This window comes from Rossellomorea pakistanensis (assembly GCF_016908495.1).
GTDB classification, from domain to species: Bacteria; Bacillota; Bacilli; order Bacillales; family Bacillaceae_B; genus Rossellomorea; species Rossellomorea pakistanensis.
Genome location: NZ_JAFBDZ010000002.1, coordinates 1,223,228 through 1,245,541 on the forward strand (window position 1 = coordinate 1,223,228; position 22,314 = coordinate 1,245,541).

The following is a 22,314-nucleotide window of genomic DNA, read 5'->3' on the forward strand; positions in this document are numbered from 1 at the left end:
CTACATTACTCCTTTAAGACTGCTTGAATATAAATATTTGGATCTACTAATACTTCAGCCGCTTGTGATATCAGTGGTCGAATGACGTCTGCTCCGAAGCCGTAACAAACAGCCAAACCAACTAATATGGCAGAAGTGAACCATAAATAATTCACGTTTCCTTTAGAAGTAACTTTGTATTCCTTCGGTTTGCCCCAAATCCCGTTCAGGAAAATTTTCAAAACAGAATACAACACTGCTAGACTTGACGCTAGAATGATTCCTGCTCCAACATAAGCCTCACCCTCAAAGCTTCCACGAACAATTAATAGTTTCCCAATAAAGCCACTTAACGGGGGAATTCCTGCTAGTGAAAGAGCGGCAACAAAGAATGTCCATCCAAGCCATGGGTAATCTTTAATAAGTCCTCCCATTTTTTTGAGGTCACTTGTACCAACAATGAAGGCCATCACCCCTACAAGCAGGAAGAGAGCAGATTTAATGATCATGTCATGAATAATATAATAAACCGATCCTTCTAGTGAACCGGGAGTCATGACAGAAACCCCGAATAAAATGACTCCAACAGCAATGATGATATTGTAAATAATAATTTTCTTAACGTCCCAATACGCTAACGCACCAATACATCCCATAACGATGGTGATAATCGCCAGTACACTTAGAATTTGATGTGTGTAGCCTGTATCATGATAAAAGAAGAGGGTGTAGGTTCTCATTATAGAATAGACACCGACCTTCGTTAACAGTGCTCCGAAAAGAGCAAGTATTGGTGTTGGTGGAGCAAAATAAGAGCCAGGAAGCCAGAAGTATAAAGGAAAAATAGCCCCTTTTAATCCAAACACAAGCAGGAAAAGAATGGCGATAACCGTAAGGATCGCTGGTTGTTCGACTTCTGAAATTTTCATCGAAATATCTGCCATGTTTAATGTTCCGACAACTGAGTATAAATACGCTACTGTAATAACAAATAATGCAGATGAGATAATATTCACTAATATATATTTAATTGACTCTCTCAATTGTCCTTTCGTTCCTCCTAATACAAGAAGAACATAGGACGACATCAGCATCACCTCAAAGAATACAAACAAGTTGAAAATGTCTCCTGTTGTAAAGGCGCCATTAACCCCAACAAGTAAAAATTGAACAACAGGGTAATAGTAAAAACGTTCCCGATCTCTCCCAATGGATTTAAATGAATAAAGGATGACGACGAATGTAATGATACTTGTCGTCGTTACTAACAAAGCAGAGAGCATGTCTGAAACTAGGGTAATTCCAAAAGGTGCTTCCCAGTTACTTAAATTCAGAGTTTGGATGCCATTAACGCTGACCTTTCGAATAAGCACGATCGAGGCTGCAATCGTCGCGACTGTAGAAACAGCGGACAAAACTCTTTGGGCGTTTACATATTTACTTAACATCATTAACACAATGGCCGTTAATAATGGTATTAATATCGGTAAGATAAGTAAGTTATTCATTTCCTTCCGTTCCTCTCATTTGATCCACATTATCCGTTCCTAGCTCTTGATAAGCTCTATAAGCAAGAACAAGAAAGAACGCGGTAACCCCGAAACTGATAACAATGGCTGTTAAGATTAATGCTTGAGGTAATGGATCGACATAGTCCTTTGCGTGTTCTCCAAGAAGTGGTGCAGCAGCCTTATCCTTTAGTCCACTAACAGATAAAATTAATAAATGTGCTCCGTGACTGAGTAATCCTGTTCCAATGATAATTCGAAGTAAGCTTTTAGAAAGCATCAGGTACACAGCGCTCATAAATAGGAATCCGATTACAATTGCCATTAATATCTCCATTATTCACTCTCCCCTATCGTTTGAATAATGGTCATTGTTACACCTATTACTACTAAATACACACCAGTATCAAATAGTACAGCAGTGTGTAATGACGTTTTCCCTAGAAGCGGTAAGTAGAAATAGTCATATGCATGAGTAAGGAAAGGGACATTAAAGATTAAAGCACCTGCTCCTGTACCTACAGCAAATAATAATCCAACCGCAATTAATATTTTATAATCTATTGGTAATATGCTTGCAACGGTTTTAATATCATAAGCAAGCAACAAAAGCACAATCGCCCCTGATGTCATTAATCCTCCAACGAATCCGCCTCCAGGGTTATAATGACCCGCAAAGAAAAGACTGAGAGAAAATAAAATAATGATAAACGCGACTACTGTTGTAATCGTTTGTAAGATCAAATCATTGGTTCTTGTTCTCATCCTTCTTTCCTCCTTGTCAGTCGTAATTTAATCATGGAGAAGATTCCAAGAGCTGCAATAGCTAGTACACAAATTTCAAATAAAGTATCGAACCCACGGAAATCAACTAGAATCACGTTGACCATATTTTTACCGCCAGCTTCATCATAAACATTTTCAATATAGTACTTAGAAATTGAATCAAACAGCTTTGTACTATAAGAAGAAATGGCCACAAGTGTAACGACAACACCGACACCGATTGAGATAAGGGCATTTCCTAATTTGAATGACATTCTTTCCTCATGTCTACTTAAAGGAGGAAGATGATAGAAACATAATAAGAATAGGGCAACAGATACCGTCTCAATCACTAGCTGTGTTAATGCTAGGTCTGGTGCTCTAAATAATACAAAGAATAAGGAAACCGTATATCCTGCTGCACCAAGTGCGATGATTGAAGTTAATCTTGATTTAGCGAATAAAGTGGTTACCGAACTTATGACTAAAATGAGCGCTAGAGCGATCTCGTAAATTCCAATCGGTGCTACATATTCTGTATTTATGGCGAATGCCCCTTTATACCACATTGTAAATAGCAAAATGGCAATAAAGAATGAGAAAATATAAACAAGGTAACTACGTATATACCCCGTCATATATCCCTTTGTAAAGCGAGAAGAACCACGCTCTGCTGCAATGATTCCGCGATCGTAGAAGGAATTTAGTGTTAGCTTCTCTGGAATCCAAGTATAGATATGCTTCCACTTCGGTAGAAGAACATATAAAAGAATTCCAAAAAGAAAAACTCCTAATGTCATAAATAACTCTGGTCCAACCCCATGCCAAAAAGAGATATGGACTTCTACTTCCTTGGCTAGACTTGGTGTAATGGCAGCAACAGCTGGCTCAATGACACTGTGTGAAAGAATATTTGGGAAGAAACCAAATATCACAACAAGCGAAGCAAGGATAATTGGAGAAATTAACATTCCAATCGGTGCTTCATGAGGTTTCTTTTCAAGCTTCTCAGGCTGGTGTTTCCCCGTAAAGGTTTTAAAAACGATGATCATGCTATAAAGAAATGTAAATACGCTTCCAACCCATGCGAGAATAGGGAAAAGAAGTCCCCATGTTTGAAGGTTGAAAAGATCTGCCTCCATGATATTCACCATTCCAGTAAAGAACATCTCTTTACTTAAGAAACCATTAAAAGGAGGAAGACCTGCCATCGAAAACGCTCCGATGATCGCGATTGTAAACGTTATCGGCATAAAGCTCATCAGTCCGCCAAGCTTTCGAATATCTCTCGTTCCTGTTTCGTGGTCTACAATCCCAACTACCATAAATAAACTTCCTTTAAACGTTGCATGATTAATCAAATGAAAGACGGCAGCAAGTGTTGCAACGAGAAAGATATTATCATTAATGTGATCGTAGTGAAGAGCAGCCGCTCCCACCCCTAATAAAGACATGATAAGCCCAAGCTGACTAACGGTGGAAAAAGCAAGAATCCCCTTTAAATCTGTTTGCTTAACAGCATTGAACGATCCCCAGAAAAGGGTTAAAATTCCAAAACCACCTACAAGCCATAGCCATAAACCTTGATCAGCAAACACAGGACTCATTCTCGCAACAAGATAAAGACCCGCTTTAACCATTGTGGCAGAGTGTAAATAGGCACTGACAGGAGTAGGCGCTTCCATTGCATCTGGTAACCAAATATGAAATGGGAATTGTGCAGATTTGGTAAAAGCCCCTAAAAGAACTAGGATCAATGCTGGAATAAATAGCGGATCAGTAGATAATTCACCCGCCATTCCGACAATCTCCCGAATACTAAAGCTTCCACCCATAACATAAAGAAGGAGGAATCCCCCAAGCATGGAAAGTCCGCCAAAAACAGTCATAAGCATCGATTTTTGAGCGCCATAACGAGAACGCTCTCGATGGTACCAATAGCCAATTAGTAAGAAAGAAGAAATCGAAGTAAACTCCCAGAACATGTAGAGCACGATTAAATTATCGGATAGTACAACTCCAAGCATGGCTCCCATGAACATCAGTAAATAGACATAGAAATTATGGAGCTGCTCTTTATCCTTATTCAAATAATAGATCGAATAAAGGACCACGAGCGAGCCTATTCCGGTAATCAATAGGGCAAAAAGTAAACCAAGACCATCCACATATGCAGTGAAATTAATATCAAATGAAGGCATCCATTGAACCGTTTCTTTGATAGTGTTTCCACCGCTAGTGATTGAAATAAATTGAAAGAAATAAGTAAAAAGAATTACTGGTAAAATAAGTACAAACCAGCCAGTATGTATTTTTCTAAATAACTTGTACAGTAACGGTATAATGATCGCCATTAAAAATGGTGAAATAATGGCCCAATGTAATAATGTCAAAAAATACCCCCCTTTAGAACTTGCCCTTCTTGTCTAATTAACCTAAAAGCATTATAACGCAAAAAAAAGACGCTTGCATTTCTTAGAGTTCGCGGTATTCCTTAATTCCACAAATGATATTAAATATGTAGAGATACGGAAAAATACCTAAAAAAATTTTTTTGAAACGATCTAGTAAATAGAGGTTTACGAATAGTCTTTCCAAATTTCGTACATACTATTGCTAGGTGGTGAAATCCAGTGCGTACGAAATTGACCATTTCTATTATGATCTTTTCAATTTTATTTATAAGTGCATGGTTCATACATGAAAATGCAAAGAATAACCGAATGAACAAGATCACTAAAATAGAAAGAGAAGGACAACAAAACTTTTTAAGAAATGTAAATACTGAGGGGAATAGTGATATGGAACCAGCACCTGTCATGGAACCCTTCAAACCAAGAGAATATATACGAATTGTACGGTAGAATTCTTAAGGGTATTGATTTTCTAAAATTACAGTGTAGAGTAAAGATGGGGAATGCTCCATCTTTTTTTATGTTCCCAAAGTTTTTAAATTAGTAGGAGAGACTTTCTGTGAGAAATGCCTATTTAACCGGTTATTTACCCCTGTTTTCGATTTTATTATTTAGCTTAACTTTTTCTGTTTATGGTGTTGAAGTATTTATAGACCTTTTTAAAAAAATTGGTGTCTATCCTGGTATGAGAGAATTTCTTTCCAATATGGAACTTAAATTCTTAATCCTGATCCTTCTGATGGTCGTTTTCTTCATGGTTTTTGCTGCTTTAAAATTAATTGCCGAGACGATAAACGAATTGTCACTTTTATTTTTCTCTAAGGATTCAGAAGGTGAAATCTTAAAATCGGTCCGGTCCGGGAAAATGATTTATTTTTTTGGATCTCTTGCATCTGTTGCAAGTCTCAAATCCTTTTTAGGGCTGCTCATTATCTTTGCACTGACATCATTCGTATACTTTATTTACTTTGTTACAAAAATTTCACCATCTCTAACAAAGGCTGGGGCCATAGGGATTGTATTCTTTCAAGTCATTACATGGTCTTTACTATTCTTAAGCATTATCCTCGTGTTCTTAAAACTATACAACGGCATCATGGCCAGCCTGCCAATCATGTCACAAGTAGAACTATAAAGACACCATGTTCAGCTAATGTAGTTGTTTTTAAAATCAAGCCATCTCTAATAAGAAAAATATTAGGTCATAGACTCTTGAAAAAGGGCTCCGAGGGAATTTTATTCTCAACTTTTGCTGTTTTATTTTCGACTTTAGTTGATTTATTCTCAACTATTTGGTGTTTATCGATTTCTCGACAATATTTGATAAATTTCAAACAAGCTAAGATAGGTCTAATTTCAATACGTTAAAAAAGCAGGGCAAGAAAAACGAAAAGTTTTTCTTGCCCTGCTTTCATTTTAAGGATTTTTGTCTTAATTAGAAGAGGGGGAAATATACCTATCATTCCATCATGATCCTAGAGCGATCAACTTTATTTCATAATCCACTTCCAAATGCGATGACTAGGTCGGTATCGTTCAATGGCTTCCATGCTTTTAGGGATGTCATGCCCGACCCATACACCGGTTGTGTATTGATCGGTTAAGCCCATTACCCAATAGTCGTTATAGTTGTTGGTTGTACCGGTTTTGATGCCGACGTATGGTTTGGATACATAAGCTGGTTCTCCAGTACCGGTAACGGCTGCAAAGTTTAGCATTTTCCTCATTTTTTCGGTAGTTTGAGGTGACCACACTTGAATAGAAGGGTCTTTCCATTCATAAAGTACTTTCCCTTTCCTGTCGGTTACCTTAATAATCGCATGTGACTTTAAATAGCTCCCGTTAACAAAGGAAGTGTAGGCATCGGTTAACTCTAAAGGAGACATTCCATAAGTAAATCCCCCAACAGCTGCTGCATAGGTTTGATCTTTTAGCTGAACATTTTCAAAATCAAACAAGTTTAATGTTTCGAACGCCTTAGTTATTCCTGTTTTTTCGAACAATCTAAGAGCAGGCGTGTTGTAGGATTCTTTAAAGGCTTGATTAATCGTGACTTGACCGTATTGCCTTCCACCGTAATTCTCTGGGCAATAATTCGAGACACAATAGGAATTAGCATTAATAGTCTCGTAAATAGAAGGTTGGTATTCTTCAATGTATGGGCCGTATACTAATAGCGGCTTGATCACAGATCCAGGCTGTCTAACGGCTTGATAGGCATGGTGAAAATTATACTTCTGATAATGTTTTCCGCCAGTAATGGCAACAATTTTTCTTGATTTGTTGTTGATTGTTACCGTCGCACCTTCAACACCCTCATAGACTAGTGAGTTATTCAAAGCTTCTATACTTTTCTGTTGCATGGAAGGCTGAAGGGCAGTATGAATCATGATACCTGATTGAACGACCTCATTTACCCGTTTATCTAGCTGATGTTCCATTTTTAATTTTTCTTCTTGCGTATTTGCTTGTTTTATTTTTTTATCAAAGCCTTCAGAATGAGCGATTAATTGGCTTAATTCATGCTCAGCATATACGGCATAATCAGGATATTGATCGATTTTCTTTCTTATCTTTAATTTGATTGGCGTATTTTTTATTTTCTTGGACTCTTGTGCCGTAATCGTACCTTCTTGTTCTAACAAGTCCAATAATCTTTCCTGTCTTTCCTTTGCTTTGTCGAAATGTTCGAGTGGATCGTATTTATTAGGATTATTTGGTATTGCCAAAATAAACGAAAGTTCCGCTTTATTCAAATCCTGTAGATTTTGATTAAAATAATACTGGGATGCGGTTTCAACACCATAGATACCATTGCTAAAATAGATGACGTTTAAATAAAGCTCCATAATTTCATCCTTTGAAAAGGATTTCTCAATTTCATAGGAGTAAAACAACTCTGTTAGTTTCCGGTTATACGTTTTTTCCTGTCCTAAGTACAAGTTACGGGCTAGCTGCTGTGTAATCGTGCTTCCGCCTTGTTGAATATGTGTAAAAACAAGGTTCTTCACTAAAGCGCGAATGATGGCCCCAGCATCAAATCCGACATGTTCATAAAAATTCCGATCTTCTGTAATCACAAGTAAATCCTTGGCGAATGACGGAATATCCTCATTCTCTACATAAAGACGGAAGGGACGGTTCATTTCTGAGAAAACTTGACCATTTGCATCAAGTAGTAAACTTGTTTTCTTAATATTGAGCTTATCTTCATTTACAGCTTGATTAAGTGCTTTATTGAAGCCCTGCACTTTTTGAACTTCAGAGCTTGCTCCAAACAAAACGGTTATGAAAATCGTAAACAATGTACAAATCAAAATATATCCGCTAATCGTTCTCATAAATTTCAACTCTTCTTAAGGTGGTTTTAAGTTCCTATCCTTATTTTCGGCAATTAATAGTTTTCTTTTAACCTATTTCTCTCAGTTGAATGTTTAAGGCTCCACCACAGTAAACCGAAAGCACAAAGGAATAAAGCTGCTGTCACGTAGAAGACGGAAGAGATGCCAATAAATCCAGACATTACTCCTCCAAATACAGGTCCAATAACGTTTCCAAGAAAACGAAAGCTTTGGTTGTACCCTAGTACTTCACCCTGCATGGAAAGGGGGGCTTCCTGTCGAATATAAGCAGTTGCACATGGGATCATTCCACCAATCGCCATCCCGAATAAAAATCTGAAAAGAACGAGGTGCCAAAGCTGTTCTGCTAATGCTTGAGGGATAATAAAAATGGCTGCTAAAACCAAAAGAATCGATAATACTTTTTCATATCCGATTTCATCTCCAAGCTTTCCCCATTGTCGAGTGACAAGCAGATTCCCGAACCCAGTGGCTGAAAAAGCTAACCCTGCAAGAAATGCTAGATTACTAGTCGATGTTAATTCATCAACATATAAAGCAAGCAACGGCTGTATACTGAAGTTTGCAATTTGTATCACCATTGAAAGAATCATAATGGTTAACAGTAATTTATGTTTCAGGATGTGGGTAAAAACTTCTTTTCTCGTATAATGTTTTTTCTTAGCTGTGGATGCTCCTCCCCTTTTTTCTACAATTCCTATTAAAACGCCAGTAGCGGCTAAGGAGATCGCAATGGAAGTAACGATAAAGGTATATGAGAACCCAAATGTATCCGCCATTAACCCTCCCAACACTGGACCAAAAAGCCCTCCAGAAACAGTCCCCATTTGTAGCGTTCCTAATGTTTTCCCGGCGATTTCCTTTGGTGTCTGGGAAGAGATGAGGGCAAGCGACGTTGGAATAAAACCGGTTACGGCTCCCATGGCCATCCGTAAAAAGAACAGACCAAGAACAGAGTCTACAAACCCCATGAGAAAAATAGATAAAGCAATACCATAACCAGTAACGAGGAGAATTGGTTTAAAGCCAAATCTATCCCCGATCCTTCCCCAAATTGGAGAGACAAAAAACGCGACTAGAAATGTAATCCCAAATATAAAACCGGACCATCTTTGGACAAATGCATCGTCATAATTTCCAAAGGTTTCAATATAAAGTGAGATGAAAGGTAAAACCATTGTTGCACTTGCTGCCACTAAAAAATTTGCAAACCACATGATGACAAGGTTTCTTTTTTCAATTGAGATAGGAGACACCTTCTTTATAAATTTAAATAAAATATGTCCTTATGAGTGAACATTACATTCCCCATTATACCGAATAATACTTCGATTTACTAAATATTCATTTTGTAAAGTATGATAAATTGGGGTGATTTTTCTAAAAATTCTATAAATAAATCATAATTCTTCACAATAAGGTGATATAATATTTTAATAAGAGGCACGATTCCTATTTTTTGATAGGGTTGGACGGTACTACCTGAAGTCAAACAGGAGGGAGTATTTTGTTAAAAGGAAAACAATTGATCTTTATTGACTTTGAATTTTCAATGCCGGAACGTAGTCGAACACCGAAACATTTTTATCCAGAGATTATTGAAGCAGGAATTGTCGTTGTCCAAAATAATGAGGTGATGGAAAAGTTTTCTTCGTACGTTAAACCAACAGCATTTCCTAAATTGACAACACGCTGTAAAAAGTTTCTATCCATTAAACAAGAACAGGTAGATCAAGGTATTTCATTTACTAATCTAATTCAATATTTCGCTGAAATGAATCAACATGGGAAAAATAAAGTGGTAACTTGGGGTAATATGGATATGAAGGTGTTGCGGGATAATTGCAAAAAGCAGGGAATTGAATTTCCACTAGTTGGGGAGTTTATCGATTTATCGATGGAATATAAGAAGTTTTTTGGGGATCAAAATCAAACAGGCTTGTGGAAGGCTGTTCAAGAATACGGACGTGATGGTGTTGGAAATCATCATAAAGCATTAGATGATGCTCTTACAACTTATCATATTTACAAGCTTGTGGAAAAAGATAAAAAGTATCTTGAAAAAGCGACACCTCCAACGATCGGAGAACGAATCGATTTATCGAAACTTTTTAATCAATTAGCATGAAAACCCAACACTCATTATTTAAGGTTGGGTTTTTTGTTTACATTTTTATCGAATACATCAGTTCATATTCTTTTTGAACACCATTTAATGCCTGTAAGCTTTTATCGGAATACGGGGTACTCTCTTTTGTAAGCTCCCTTTTTAATTCGGCAAAAGCTTTTTTTAGTGAAAGATGATAATTATCTATCTCACCATCGTAAGGCTTTACCATTTTTAGTGGAATATTGGCTCTCTCTGTATAGGCAAGAGCTTTTCGCTCATGGAACAGCGGAACATCAACATCTTTCGGATGGTGTAGATCACCTTGTCGAGGGTGTTTTAGAACAGCTAGAATTTTGACGACAAAATGGTGTGACCTAGTTTCTGTAATCTCACCAATATATTTTCCAGTCTTGTAAAGAGCTGTGACTATATTCCCCTTTTTAAGTTCAGACATGAAATACCTCTCCTTCTTCTTGCCAACTTTTTAGTAAAATGAAAAAATAGACAAGATAAGTATAGTTCAAAGTTAACATGTGGAGGGGAGAAAATGAAGCGCTTTACATATCTATTTTTTATCATGCTCATTTCTGTTGTGATAACAGCCTGTGGTCAGTCTGATCAAAACAAGGGAGAAAATGAATCTAACGGTAGTCAAAAAGAGGATGTAACATATCCACAGCTTACCAATGAAGTTCTAGAAAATGAGAAGGCCGTTGTAATGAAAACGAATATGGGAGATATCAAAATAAAGTTGTTTCCAGACCATGCTCCAAAAACGGTTGAAAACTTCATTACTCATAGTAAAGAAGGCTATTACGAAGGTGTCACTTTCCACCGTGTCATTAAAGACTTCATGATTCAAGGTGGAGATCCGGGTGGTACCGGAACAGGCGGTGAAAGTATTTGGGGAGAACCATTTGAGGATGAATTCTCAAAAGAATTATACAATCTTCGTGGTGCTCTATCGATGGCGAACGCTGGACCTGATACAAATGGCAGTCAATTCTTCATCGTCCAAAATTCTTCCGTTGATGAATCACTGAAGACTCAAATGGAAGAGGCAGGTTTCCCTGAAGAAATTGTTAATGCCTACATGGAAAAAGGCGGCACACCTCATCTTGATAATAAACATACCGTATTTGGCCAAGTAATCGAAGGAATGGATATTGTTGATAAGATTGCAAATGTTGAAACGGGTGAAGGGGATAAACCTGTAGAGGATGTTGTAATCGAGAAAATTGAGATTGTGAAAAAATAAATGTAAGTTGAGCGGGCTTTCCTTAAGGGTCCGGAACCACTATGATTCTCCCTATATAGAAGATATCATGAGGATTCTTCTATATAGGGAAGTTACGGGTACTGACACCTTTGTTTTTGGGCGGTCCCGTTTTTTAAATGCACTTTGGAAGAGATTATCTTTGTATGTGATTAATTTTTTCGTACGTCACCGAATTGTAACGGATTCATTCGTATTCTAATGGAGTATGTTCATCCCTATTGTTATAATAGGCAATAAAGTGGTTGGTTTTTGAAAGGAGTCAAGCATGCATTTTTCCTACATATTAAATTTATTTCTCTATTTTCCTGAAGATAAAATGGAGTACATTCCAGCTGTTATTTCATTTACCATTTTTGCGATAGCTGCTGTGTTAACCTTCCGTTTGATTATAAGAGCGTCGAAAAAAGAGGAGTTAAAAACAAGGAGACAAGAAGAAGAGGCAAGCATTCGACCTCCAAAAGAAGACTCATAAAGGATTGCTGTTATAAAAACCTCTGACAAAGGTAAAAATGAGAAAGATACTTACAGAGTTGGAGGACAATCATTATGAGGATTCGCACTTATCTTGTCGTTCCGATTGCCATTATTTTTTTACAAGCATGTGCAATTGAAAACCCCAAAAAAGCGGAGGTTGACATCAAAAACGATGTTGGCGATTCATTAGGGACTATAACACTTCAAGAGCAAGCGTCAGGAGTCGAGCTTGATATTAACCTTGAAGGTTTACCGCCAGGTGAGCATGGTATCCATATCCATGAAAAGGGTAAATGTGAACCACCAGATTTTGAATCGGCAGGAAACCATTTTAATCCGGACAATAAAAAGCATGGATTAATGCACCCGAAAGGAGCGCATGCGGGTGATTTGCCTAATCTGATTGTAAAAGATGATAGTACCGTTAAAGTAAAGATCATGGCACCGTTAGTAACCATGTCAAAAGGCAAGACCTCTCTTTTCACAAAAGAAGGAACAAGCATTGTTATAACAGAAGAGAAGGATGACGGTATGTCACAACCAACAGGTGAATCAGGAAAAAGAATTGCTTGCGGTGAGATTACGAATAATAAAAAATCAAATTAACTAGATAAAAAGCTGATCTGGACATTCCTTGAAGATGTTAGATCAGCTATTTTTATATTCAAGCAGATAAGGGTTTATTTAATTTTTCAATGACTGTTTTCGTAAACAATGTTGTTACTTGAAAAGGGGTTGGTTTCCGCTCCAATCAACCTTTTTACAAAAATTTATGTTCTTAAGAACAACAATCTTTTAAGTATCAGCCTATTCAAATGACCGTTTTAAACGATCTAATCCTTCAAGAAGCATATTCCTCGGACAAGCAATGTTCATTCTCACAAATCCTTCTCCCCCGGGTCCGTATTTTGGCCCAGGCTCGAGGGCAAGCTTGCCTTTTTCAAGTAAACGTGAGGCAATTTCTTTATCGTCATAACCAGTGTTTCTACAATCGATCCAGATTAAGTAAGTTCCCTCAGGTTCAACAACTTCTAATTGTGGAATTTCGCTAGTAATAAATTTTTTAGTTAGCTCAATATTTTCTTTTACATACTCAAGTAAGCTTTCCAGCCAATTTTCTCCGAACTCATAAGCGGCTTCCATTCCGGCTATTCCAAAGGTCCCAAGAGTGAAAAAACCTTGCCGCTTTTGAGCTTCTTCGATTTTTTTCCGAGAATGTTTATTAGGGATAACCATAAAGGAAGCTTGTAATCCTGCAAGATTAAAGGTTTTACTTGGAGCCATAAGCGTAATGGTTATGTTTTCATATTTCTTATCTAAAGATGCAATCGGAACATGCTTATGGGGAGAAAATACAAGATCGGAATGGATCTCATCTGAGACAATTTGAACATCATATTTTAGACAAAGCTCTGCGATTTTCATTAATTCATCTTTTGTCCATACACGTCCACTCGGATTATGTGGATTGCATAATAAAAATAATTTTACCCCGTTTTGAAGGGATTTTTCGAATGCTTCAAAATCGATTTCGTAGTAACCTTTATTTAAGACGAGTGGACAATTTTCCACTACACGTTGATTGGCTTCTACCATATTAAAAAAAGGTGTGTAAACAGGAGACTGGAGCATTATACGGTCATTTGGCTGTGTATGTGCTTGAATGATGGTTGCAATAGCCGGAACTACTCCTGGACTATATAGAAGTGAATCTGTTTCTATACTCCAATTATGTCGTGTATGCAACCAATTTTGAATAGAGGATGCTGTTCGTTCGCCGATGAAGGTATATCCGAAAATTCCATGTTCCAGTCGTTTTTCTAATTCTTTTATGACCATTGGTGGTGGAGCAAAGTCCATATCTGCCACCCACATAGGAAGTACATCCTCTTTTCCAAAAATGGTTTTTCTTAAATCCCATTTTACAGAATTGGTTCCTTCTCGTTTAATTTCATAATGGAAGTCATTCATCAAAACACCATCCTTTTCATTCGTTACATATATGATAAGATAATAGGGCGTCAGAATAAAATAATCTGTCTTTTATTTTAAGGCTTTTCGAATTCTTGTTATGAATAGATAAAAGTATTCTTATTTTGTTATGAAAAAATTGAGATAAAACAAGAAGTTGGGTGAACAATATGGAACAAAATATGAGAGCAACGAATGAAATGCTGTTTATAACATTACAAGAATGGGACCCTTTTTCCATTGGTAAGGAAGGCTACGATACGGAAATTGCCGACAGTATTGCAGCCGTTCACAGAATGGATCATCCTAATGAGCTGGCGAAAAAAATTCAAGAAATTTATGAGTTTTCTTTTGAAGAATGGATTCCGATGGAGAGCTGTTTAAAGGTGGCTTATAAATTGATTGAAATCAAAAATACTGGCAGCTGTAGTTTATAAGTTAGGCTCTTTTCTAAAAGATTGTTGATTTTAGCAACATTGAAAACGTAGAGTGGATTGGAGCGGAAGGCACTTGACTCCTGCGGGATGTAGAGGAAAAGTCGAGACCCCACAGAGGAAACGTCGAGGAGGTTCGACTTCCTCCCCGTGGAAAGTAAGTGCCTGTAGCGAAAAGGAACGGCCCACTGTTTATTCCTAGAAACAACAAACTTAGCGAAAACAGCCTTATAAAAAGGACAGCTTACCCTGGCTGTCCTTCTAAAACCTTATTGTTTCCCTGTATAAAGGAAAGTATATGCTGTTTCACTTCCTCAGGCTTTTCTTCTGGTACAAGGTGACCTGTTTCATCTAACACAATCATTTGGGAATTTGGCAGATCTTTTTTCAAACGTTCTCCTACATTTAATGGAACGACTCGATCGTGCTTCCCCCAAATAAGTAAGCATGGTGTTTGGATCTCTTTTAAATCCGGTACCGTTAAATCTCCTTCTCTATCCCGTATCATTCTTGTTAATGCTTTGAAAATATCATCATCCAAAAAAGGTTTTAAATAGCCGAACATCATTTCATCGTTTATCATTTGAATATCATGAACGACGTTTTCAAGGTTTTTTCTTACACCTGATCTTGTCAGCCAGAGCTTTATATATAAATGGAAAAATGGAATATAACTTAACATCGATACATGCCATTTCATCCTTTTCAGGTAACCTGAGCTACAAAGCAAGATGCCTTTTTGGACGAGGTCTGGCTTCATTTTCATAATATTAAGGGCAATTTGCCCACCCATTGAGTGACCAGCGAGATAAATATCTTGAAGATTAAGCTGGTCAAGAAGCTTTATAACGGTTTTCCCTAGGTTTTCGTAGGAATAGATGAACTTATTACTCTTTTCGCTATTGCCAAATGGGGGAAGGTCAATTGAAATCACATTGAAATCCTGCTTTAATAACGGTGTTAAATGACGAAAACTAAAGGTGGAAGATAAAAATCCATGTAATAAAACAAAGGTTTCTTTTGCATAAGGATGGCGATAATATTCATAGAATACATCGACCCCATTGACGTTTACTCGATACGTTGTATCCTTATCTGACATGACCATCACTCCTGTTTTTTCCGTATTTGTATTCTACCCGGAAGAAGCAAAAAAACACCTTTTTTTCATCATTTTAGCTCTAAAAGTATTCAGTTTTGTTATAATAAAAGAGTTTTAAATCGACCATAGAGGAGGGCACAACATGCAGCTAAATGAAAAAGAGCTAAATATTTTACATATCCTCGAACAAGACGCTAGGGCTTCAATTGAAACGATCAGTAAAATGATTGAGATAAGTGAAGGGGAAGTTCAAAGCATGATCGAGAAGCTGGAAGCACAACAAATTCTTGTCCGTTATACATCCATTATTGATTGGTCTAAAGTAGCTGGACATGAAGGTGTTACAGCAATGATAGATGTAAAGGTTACTCCTAAACGAGGGGTCGGCTTTAATGAAGTGGCACAACGAATTTATCGATATAAAGAGGTTCAATCTGTGTATTTAATGTCTGGAGCCTATGACCTTTCAGTGACGGTTGTGGGTCATTCCATGAATGAAGTAGCCCGGTTTGTATCTGAAAAGTTATCAACCATTGACTCGGTTATTTCGACAACGACCCATTTTCAATTGAAAAAATATAAACATGATGGAACCATTTTTAATCATGACCAAGAAGATAAAAGAATTGTGGTGTCTCCGTAATGAAAACAAAAACGAAGCATTACTTATCAAAGAACGTAGAAAATCTTAAACCATCAGGGATTCGTAAATTTTTCGACTTAGCCGCTAATATGGAGGGAGTTATTTCTCTTGGTGTGGGGGAACCTGATTTTGTCACATCGTGGACAGTAAGAGAAGCTGCTATCCTTTCTTTAGAACAAGGATATACCTCCTATACTGCCAATGCTGGGCTAGCTGAATTACGGGAAGAGATTACGAAATATATGGAAATAGGGTTTGGTGTTAAATATGATTGGCGTGAAGAAGTCATTGTTACTGTGGGGGCGAGTCAAGCGATTGATTTAGCACTAAGAGCCATCATTGATCCCGGGGATGAAGTCATTGTTGTTGAGCCAAGTTTTGTTTCTTATGTTCCTCTAGTTCAATTGGCTGGTGGAGTCGCTGTAACAGTTGAAACAAAGCCGGAAAATGGCTTTAAACTTCAAGCTTCAGAGCTTAAAGAAGCGATTACTCCGAAAACGAAGGCCGTTCTTCTTTGTTCTCCAAACAATCCAACTGGAACTCTGCTTACAAAAGAAGATTTAGAGGGATTAACAGATGTCATTAAAGAAAATGATTTACTTGTCATATCAGATGAGATCTATGCTGAATTAGCCTATGATGACCAACATGTATCTGTTGCAGCCCTTGAGGAAATGAGGGAACGGACAATTCTTGTTAATGGATTCTCCAAAGGATTTGCGATGACAGGATGGAGATTGGGGTTTCTCTGTGCTCCAGCTGAGATCTCAAAAGCGATGTTGAAAATTCATCAGTATTCCATGATGTGTGCGCCTACACCAGCCCAATTTGGAGCATTAGAGGCTTTAGTAAATGGTATGGGAGACGTGGCTGAAATGAAGAGAAGCTATCATCTGCGACGAAACTATTTTGTGACGTCATTGAATGAGCTGGGCTTAAGTTGCCATACTCCTGGGGGAGCCTTTTACGCTTTCCCATCTATAGAAGCAACGGGGCTAAGCTCTGAGCAATTTGCAGAACAATTACTTTTGGAACAAAAAGTGGCCGTTGTTCCTGGAAACGTCTTTGGGAAAGGAGGAGAAGGACATATCCGCTGCTCCTACGCAACCTCCATGGAACAACTACAAGAAGCCGTAAAACGAATCAAAAAATTCGTAGAAAAGAAAATCTAGTTAACATAATGAGGGACGGTTCTCGAATGCGTTAATACGTTAACGCGCTCGAGAACCGTCCCTCAATACTTTAAAGCAATAAAAAGGGGATTGACCATTTTGGCCAATCCCAAAGTACAAAAACAAAAGGGGGAATACTTAGAAAGCATATTTTAAGGATTACCCGTTTCTTGAGTTTTTATACCTTTATTTTAAAAAATCTTTTAAAAAAATTATATTTTTATAAACTTTTTTCCTCATATTTAATTTTGTAGAGCATTTGCATCACTCTTAAAAAGTCTTCTTCAGAAAATTCCTTCGCTTTTCTAAGGATAAGCTTTGCTTTTTTCGTTCCAATTTCATTAACAAGCTGTTCAATTTCTGGGTCAAGATGTAAAGGTGGGGAGTCCTGATATTCCTTTTCAAGAAGCTCGGATGCAGGAATATCTAAGACAGTAGAGAGCTTTAAGATGGTTTGTGTATCGGGTAGCTGTAAGCCAGATTCATACTTTTCGATTGTTTGACTTCCTAGTCGAGTTTTTAACGCAAGTTCTTGCTGACTCATTTTTCTTTGTTTCCGGTACTGCAATAAATGCTGACCAAAGTGAGACATAAAACCCCTCCCTAATATTGTTCGATTCTTATCTATTATTTTACCATTTATAATTGGGAATTAATTCATGTAATCGTGAACATTATGTTAAATGTTTCACAATCTTTAAGAACCATTACTCATGAATAGAGTTTTGTCAAAAAGTCGATATTATATTGGAATTGAGGTTAGAAATGGAAAAGTTGAAATATAAGAAACAAATCCAGTATTTCGATTTAAATTATCACGCTAAACAACAATCTAATACGACTCTCCATACTTCTACTTCAATATCCACTTATTTCGAAACAAAAAACCCCTAGATACTCACAAAAAAAGGCAGCCTCACCTAAAGTGAGAACTGCCATTAACAATTATAATATTTCCATCATGTTTAAAAAGATCAAAATGATCGCAACCGGAACGATGTATCGTATTAGAAAGTACCACATTTTGAAAAAGAAACTAGATATATTTGAACCTGAATTCAATTCATCCCAAACATCTGCTTTTTTTAAACGATAAGATACAAAGATACTAATTAAGAAAGCTCCTAATGGTAAACCGATATTGCTTGTTACGTAATCGGCAAAATCAAAGAAAACCATGTCCATAATAAAGAAATCAGTTAAGACCCCAAAGGAAAGAGCACTTGGAATTCCCACTACAAAAGCCAACACCCCAGAAGCCCATGTATATTTTTTTCTCTTTTCTGGCTTTTCTTTTGATAGAACGGCTACAAAAATTTCTAAAATCGAAAACGCCGAGGTTAACGTCGCAAATAATAGTAAGATTAAAAAAACTATCAGAAAAAATCCTCCAAAGGCGATTTCATTAAATACGGCAGGAATCACAACAAAAATAAGACCAGGCCCTACATCTGGCTCAAAACCAAGTGCAAACACAGAAGGGAAAATAACCAATCCTGCTAATAAAGAAATGATAATATTTAATGCAGCCACACTAAAGGCGGACTTCGGCATATCCTCATTTTTAGGTAAATAGGAAGAGTAGGTTACCATGACGGAAAGACCTACAGTTAAGGCAAAAAATGCTTGTCCTAATGCTAGTAAAGCGGTTTTACCATTTAAGTAACTCCAGTCAGGTTGAAGTAAGAATTTTACCCCTTCCATAGCCCCATCAAGGGAAAGTGATCGGATAGCTAAAACAATAAAAAGAATTAATAGAGCAGGCATCATGATACGACTCGCTTTTTCAATTCCTTTTTGAATACCGCTTTTTACTACAAAAATTGTCATGAGTATGAATATGAATTGAGCGAGTAATACTTCAACTGGATTCGAAATAATGCTTTCAAATAGGTCAGCATATTCGCTTTGACTTTTTCCGATGAGGACCCCCGTAAAACTCCGCAACAAGTAGGAAAGGATCCACCCTCCTACAACGCTATAAAAAGAAAGGATTAGAATCGATACAATCGTTCCCCAATAACCTATCCAATGCCATTTAGTACCTGGTGCCAAATTTTTATAAGAATGAACGGCATCTGCTTGACCTCTTCGTCCAATGATAAACTCACCAATTAGAATGGGGGTGGCAATGAGAACAGTAAAAAGTATAAATAATAAAAAGAATACTCCGCCACCATTCGTTCCCGCCATATAAGGGAACTTCCATATTGCTCCTAACCCGATTGCAGAACCGGCTGCAGCCAGTATAAATCCTACCTTAGATGTCCATTGATCTTTATTTGCCATTAATAAACTCCTTTTCTTGACTTATGTGACGATTTTATAAATGGTACTATGTTTTGTTACACGTGTACAGATGAATAGATCATTTTCAAGAAATAATTAATATTGGAATTATCTTGATAATATGAAACAATTTGATTAAAACTCTCGTTACATAGATAAAAAAAAGATATAACACAGAAAAGGGGGAATTCCTCATTGGATGATCAGCTCTTAATTCAGCAGGCCCAGAAAGGGAATCTTACTGCTTATGGGGAATTAATTCAAAAATACTCACCAGTTGTGGAACGATTTGCATACCAAATGGGGAATTCGATGGATGACATCCCAGATATTTCTCAAGAAGTATTTATAAGAGTCTATCGTTTTCTCCACCAATTCTCACACTCTAGGTTCACCACTTGGCTTTATAAAATTACATTAAATGTTTCAAGGGATTATGGTAGACAAAGAAATCAATTAAAAAGCAAGCTTCAAAAATTGCAAAATGAACCGATCCCACAAGTAAGTACCCTAACAGATGAACAAATTTTTCGTGAAGAAGAAGACCGAATTCTTCATCACTGCATTCATAATCTTGATGAAAAATATCAATTGCCTATTATCTTGCACTATTTTCATGAAAAAAAGTACGAGGAGATTGCCGAAATCTTGTCACTTAACCTATCAACAGTGAAAACAAGGCTTCTTCGGGGAAAGGCGATTTTAAAACAAGCACTTATAAAAGCAGAGGGTGAGGAGGGAACGATAAATGGATGATAAAATGCTTGAAAAGCGCTTAGATTTACTGAATAAAAGCTATCATCGAATTCCGCCTCAAACAGATTCTTCTGAGGTATTAAAAGCCATAGAAAAAGAAGTACAGCCGAAAAAGCCTACTAAAAAACGAAAAAGGATTCATTGGCCATATGCGGCAAGTTTCATCGGGGTAATTCTAATTTCCACGGTCTTAGCTTTCCAGTTTTCAGTAGGAAAAAGTGAAGAAAGGAGTAATGCAAATCAGAAAAAGGAATCAATCATTACATCTGAAAAAGTCCAAGCTGAAATAGAAGAAGCGAGAAAGCTATTCGAGATGAGAATGTTACAATCAAAAGAAAGTGTTGGGTTAACAAAGGAAGCATTTGAAGAGACCTATATGTATCAATCGGCTAAAAGTGTTCTCCGATATGCAGAGAGTGCACCTAAACGTGATCTCACCGAGAGTGAACAGATCAAGCTGGTTCATTCAGCTAAAGAAGAAATTGAACGAAGCCTTTTAACTCCGGAGCAAATGATTCGAGGATTGGTCAAAATAAATCCAGAAGAAGCAGACAATTGGATGAATAAGTTTTTAACAAAGCACAACGACCTAACCATGATTTATGAAGGGGAAATCCAAAAGCTAGAGAGTGATTGGCAGAAACCTGTTCAAAATGGTAAAGATGATATCAGGGCACTAACCTATTATTTTTACGATAGTAAAGAGCAGCCTAAGCAATTAATGAACCTACTAGAAGGTGCAACCTTTAATGGAGTCGAATTAAAATATTTAGAGGATACGGATTCATTTCATGGATATTTAGATTATGAATTAATCAGCATTTACATTAGAGAAAATCCTTTTTTACCAGAGCTATATAAAAAGGTATTAAAACTAAAAGGATCCAAACCAGCCATCATAACAGGTGAAATGCAAATTTCTTGGAAAGAGGCTGGTGAAAGATTGATTCAATACGAGCAAGTGCTTTCTCAATTACCTAACAACAGCAATCTCAAGGGATTGATAATGGTTGAATATGATCGTTTATATCAATTCTTTGTACATGGAACCGTAATTGGTGGAAATCAATCCATTTTTAACAAAGATGGAATACTCAAGAAAGAAGTGAAAGACGCGTTTGAATATTTAATTCAAACATATCAAGGTACGACAACATCCAAGTATATTAAAAATGAGTACAATGACTTAAAAGAGAATCAGTTTACTAAACCAAAGGATTGGGAAAAGGAGATGTCACCAATCCCTACCATTGAAGAACTATCACATAACTAGTTGTCAGACCAACAGACAAGTAAATAATGGGAATGCTCATTTTCTCTATGAATACTCACTTTAGGATTAGGACAACTTTTGCGATAAGTGATCATCTATGATATAATCTTTAATTGCGTGAAAAAGAGAAAAAATATATATACTAGGAGTTGTTTCCATGACTACAAAATTCGAAACAGGAACTGTCGTTACAGGTAAAGTAACAGGCATTCAACCATACGGTGCGTTCGTTGCACTAGACGAAGAAACACAAGGACTTGTTCACATTTCTGAAATTACTCACGGGTTTGTTAAAGACGTTAATGAACATCTAAATGTTGGAGATGAAGTTCAAGTTAAAGTTTTATCTGTTGATGAAGCAGCAGGAAAAATCAGCCTATCCATTCGTGCTACTCAAGAAGCACCAGTACAAGAAGAAAAGCCAGCTGCCAAAAAGCCTCGCCGCCGTCAAGGTAGTGTTAAGCCAGCTGCTACTACAGAAGCAGCACCAACTGGATTCAATACACTAAAAGACAAGCTAGAAGAGTGGATCGAGCAATCTGAGCGTGAAGATTTAATCAAAAAATAATGCTTTCCTAATAGATGACCAATAAAGGCGCGGTATCTTGTCACCATTCAGTTAATTACTAAATGGTCTACAAGGTACTATTTCCTTTGTGCGGTCATCTTTTTCATTCTTAAAGATGCAAAAATTTTTTTCTATATGCAAACTGATTGAGCGCTCACTCGAAAAATTTTTATGGTTATTTTTCTGAAAAATAAGTCAAGTAAGCGTTTTCTGGA

23 protein-coding genes are annotated in these 22,314 nt (G+C 37.0%); 12 read left to right on the forward strand and 11 right to left on the reverse strand.

All coding sequences use genetic code 11. The features are described from left to right. Positions 1-5: 5 nt before the first annotated feature. From JOC86_RS13560 to JOC86_RS13575, 4 genes are read right to left on the reverse strand one after another with little or no spacing between them, the layout of a single operon-like run. Positions 6-1,487, reverse strand: coding sequence for a Na+/H+ antiporter subunit D (locus JOC86_RS13560; protein WP_205173371.1), 1,482 nt, complete (start codon positions 1,485-1,487; stop codon positions 6-8). After that, entirely contained in the window at positions 1,480-1,824 is a 345-nt protein-coding gene (locus JOC86_RS13565; protein WP_205173373.1) for a Na(+)/H(+) antiporter subunit C, read from the reverse strand. Before JOC86_RS13565 ends, JOC86_RS13560 begins: the two co-directional genes overlap by 8 nt. After that, entirely contained in the window at positions 1,824-2,252 is a 429-nt protein-coding gene (locus JOC86_RS13570) for a Na(+)/H(+) antiporter subunit B (protein WP_205173375.1), read from the reverse strand. The genes JOC86_RS13565 and JOC86_RS13570 overlap by 1 nt, the downstream gene beginning before the upstream one ends. Next, the gene (locus JOC86_RS13575) at positions 2,249-4,645 is read right to left on the reverse strand and encodes a Na+/H+ antiporter subunit A (protein WP_205173377.1); all 2,397 of its coding nucleotides are present in this window, start codon (positions 4,643-4,645) and stop codon (positions 2,249-2,251) included. The genes JOC86_RS13570 and JOC86_RS13575 overlap by 4 nt, the downstream gene beginning before the upstream one ends. Before the next feature lie 240 nt (positions 4,646-4,885). Between JOC86_RS13575 and JOC86_RS13580 the strand changes: the two genes are divergently transcribed. Further along, complete coding sequence (locus JOC86_RS13580; RefSeq protein ID WP_205173379.1) at positions 4,886-5,116, forward strand: hypothetical protein; 231 nt, start codon at positions 4,886-4,888, stop codon at positions 5,114-5,116. A 109-nt stretch (positions 5,117-5,225) separates the two neighbouring features. Further along, complete coding sequence (locus tag JOC86_RS13585) at positions 5,226-5,801, forward strand: DUF5366 family protein (RefSeq protein WP_205173381.1); 576 nt, start codon at positions 5,226-5,228, stop codon at positions 5,799-5,801. 355 nt (positions 5,802-6,156) lie between these two features. On the opposite strand, the gene JOC86_RS13590 is transcribed toward JOC86_RS13585, so the two are convergent. Beyond that, complete coding sequence (locus tag JOC86_RS13590; RefSeq protein ID WP_205173383.1) at positions 6,157-8,007, reverse strand: transglycosylase domain-containing protein; 1,851 nt, start codon at positions 8,005-8,007, stop codon at positions 6,157-6,159. Between the two features lie 53 nt (positions 8,008-8,060). Next, positions 8,061-9,275, reverse strand: coding sequence for an MFS transporter (locus tag JOC86_RS13595; RefSeq protein ID WP_205173531.1), 1,215 nt, complete (start codon positions 9,273-9,275; stop codon positions 8,061-8,063). Positions 9,276-9,535: 260 nt separating this feature from the next. Here JOC86_RS13595 and kapD point away from each other — a divergent pair, with 260 nt between their 5' ends. Then, positions 9,536-10,156: a 3'-5' exonuclease KapD gene (gene kapD / locus JOC86_RS13600; RefSeq protein WP_205173385.1), complete on the forward strand. Its 621-nt coding sequence runs from the start codon at positions 9,536-9,538 to the stop codon at positions 10,154-10,156. A gap of 37 nt (positions 10,157-10,193) precedes the next feature. Here kapD and kapB read toward each other — a convergent pair whose 3' ends face one another. Next, the gene (kapB, locus tag JOC86_RS13605) at positions 10,194-10,592 is read right to left on the reverse strand and encodes a kinase-associated lipoprotein KapB (RefSeq protein ID WP_205173387.1); all 399 of its coding nucleotides are present in this window, start codon (positions 10,590-10,592) and stop codon (positions 10,194-10,196) included. A 93-nt stretch (positions 10,593-10,685) separates the two neighbouring features. On the opposite strand from kapB, the gene JOC86_RS13610 reads away from it, so the two are divergent. From JOC86_RS13610 to JOC86_RS13620, 3 genes are all read left to right on the forward strand, one after another. After that, the gene (locus JOC86_RS13610) at positions 10,686-11,396 is read left to right on the forward strand and encodes a peptidylprolyl isomerase (RefSeq protein WP_205173389.1); all 711 of its coding nucleotides are present in this window, start codon (positions 10,686-10,688) and stop codon (positions 11,394-11,396) included. A 286-nt stretch (positions 11,397-11,682) separates the two neighbouring features. Then, entirely contained in the window at positions 11,683-11,889 is a 207-nt protein-coding gene (locus tag JOC86_RS13615; protein ID WP_205173391.1) for a hypothetical protein, read from the forward strand. Positions 11,890-11,963: 74 nt separating this feature from the next. Next, positions 11,964-12,497, forward strand: coding sequence for a superoxide dismutase family protein (locus tag JOC86_RS13620; protein WP_205173393.1), 534 nt, complete (start codon positions 11,964-11,966; stop codon positions 12,495-12,497). Positions 12,498-12,698: 201 nt separating this feature from the next. Here the strand turns inward: JOC86_RS13620 and JOC86_RS13625 are convergent, their stop codons facing one another. Further along, on the reverse strand, positions 12,699-13,862 hold the full coding sequence (locus tag JOC86_RS13625) for a MalY/PatB family protein (protein ID WP_205173395.1): 1,164 nt from the start codon (positions 13,860-13,862) through the stop codon (positions 12,699-12,701). A gap of 170 nt (positions 13,863-14,032) precedes the next feature. Between JOC86_RS13625 and JOC86_RS13630 the strand changes: the two genes are divergently transcribed. After that, entirely contained in the window at positions 14,033-14,299 is a 267-nt protein-coding gene (locus tag JOC86_RS13630; protein ID WP_205173396.1) for a DUF1871 family protein, read from the forward strand. 241 nt (positions 14,300-14,540) lie between these two features. Here JOC86_RS13630 and JOC86_RS13635 read toward each other — a convergent pair whose 3' ends face one another. Next, positions 14,541-15,398, reverse strand: a complete 858-nt coding sequence (locus JOC86_RS13635) for an alpha/beta fold hydrolase (protein ID WP_205173398.1) — start codon at positions 15,396-15,398, stop codon at positions 14,541-14,543. 142 nt (positions 15,399-15,540) lie between these two features. Between JOC86_RS13635 and JOC86_RS13640 the strand changes: the two genes are divergently transcribed. Both JOC86_RS13640 and JOC86_RS13645 read left to right on the forward strand, forming a co-directional pair. Continuing rightward, positions 15,541-16,041, forward strand: a complete 501-nt coding sequence (locus tag JOC86_RS13640; protein WP_205173400.1) for an Lrp/AsnC family transcriptional regulator — start codon at positions 15,541-15,543, stop codon at positions 16,039-16,041. Continuing rightward, positions 16,041-17,213: an aminotransferase gene (locus JOC86_RS13645; RefSeq protein ID WP_205173402.1), complete on the forward strand. Its 1,173-nt coding sequence runs from the start codon at positions 16,041-16,043 to the stop codon at positions 17,211-17,213. The genes JOC86_RS13640 and JOC86_RS13645 overlap by 1 nt, the downstream gene beginning before the upstream one ends. Positions 17,214-17,433: 220 nt before the next feature. On the opposite strand, the gene JOC86_RS13650 is transcribed toward JOC86_RS13645, so the two are convergent. Next, the gene (locus JOC86_RS13650) at positions 17,434-17,805 is read right to left on the reverse strand and encodes a helix-turn-helix domain-containing protein (protein ID WP_205173405.1); all 372 of its coding nucleotides are present in this window, start codon (positions 17,803-17,805) and stop codon (positions 17,434-17,436) included. Between the two features lie 353 nt (positions 17,806-18,158). Continuing rightward, positions 18,159-19,502 carry a sodium-dependent transporter gene (locus JOC86_RS13655; protein WP_205173407.1) on the reverse strand — a complete coding sequence of 448 codons (1,344 nt, stop codon included), beginning with the start codon at positions 19,500-19,502 and terminating at the stop codon, positions 18,159-18,161. Positions 19,503-19,697: 195 nt separating this feature from the next. Between JOC86_RS13655 and JOC86_RS13660 the strand changes: the two genes are divergently transcribed. The 3 genes from JOC86_RS13660 (at position 19,698) to yugI (ending at position 22,099) form a co-directional block, all read left to right on the forward strand. Beyond that, entirely contained in the window at positions 19,698-20,258 is a 561-nt protein-coding gene (locus JOC86_RS13660) for an RNA polymerase sigma factor (RefSeq protein WP_205173409.1), read from the forward strand. Next, a complete protein-coding gene (locus JOC86_RS13665; RefSeq protein WP_205173411.1) occupies positions 20,251-21,531 on the forward strand; it encodes a hypothetical protein in 1,281 nt (426 codons plus the stop codon). The genes JOC86_RS13660 and JOC86_RS13665 overlap by 8 nt, the downstream gene beginning before the upstream one ends. Before the next feature lie 157 nt (positions 21,532-21,688). Beyond that, complete coding sequence (gene yugI, locus JOC86_RS13670; protein ID WP_205173413.1) at positions 21,689-22,099, forward strand: S1 domain-containing post-transcriptional regulator GSP13; 411 nt, start codon at positions 21,689-21,691, stop codon at positions 22,097-22,099. Positions 22,100-22,314 lie beyond the last annotated feature (215 nt).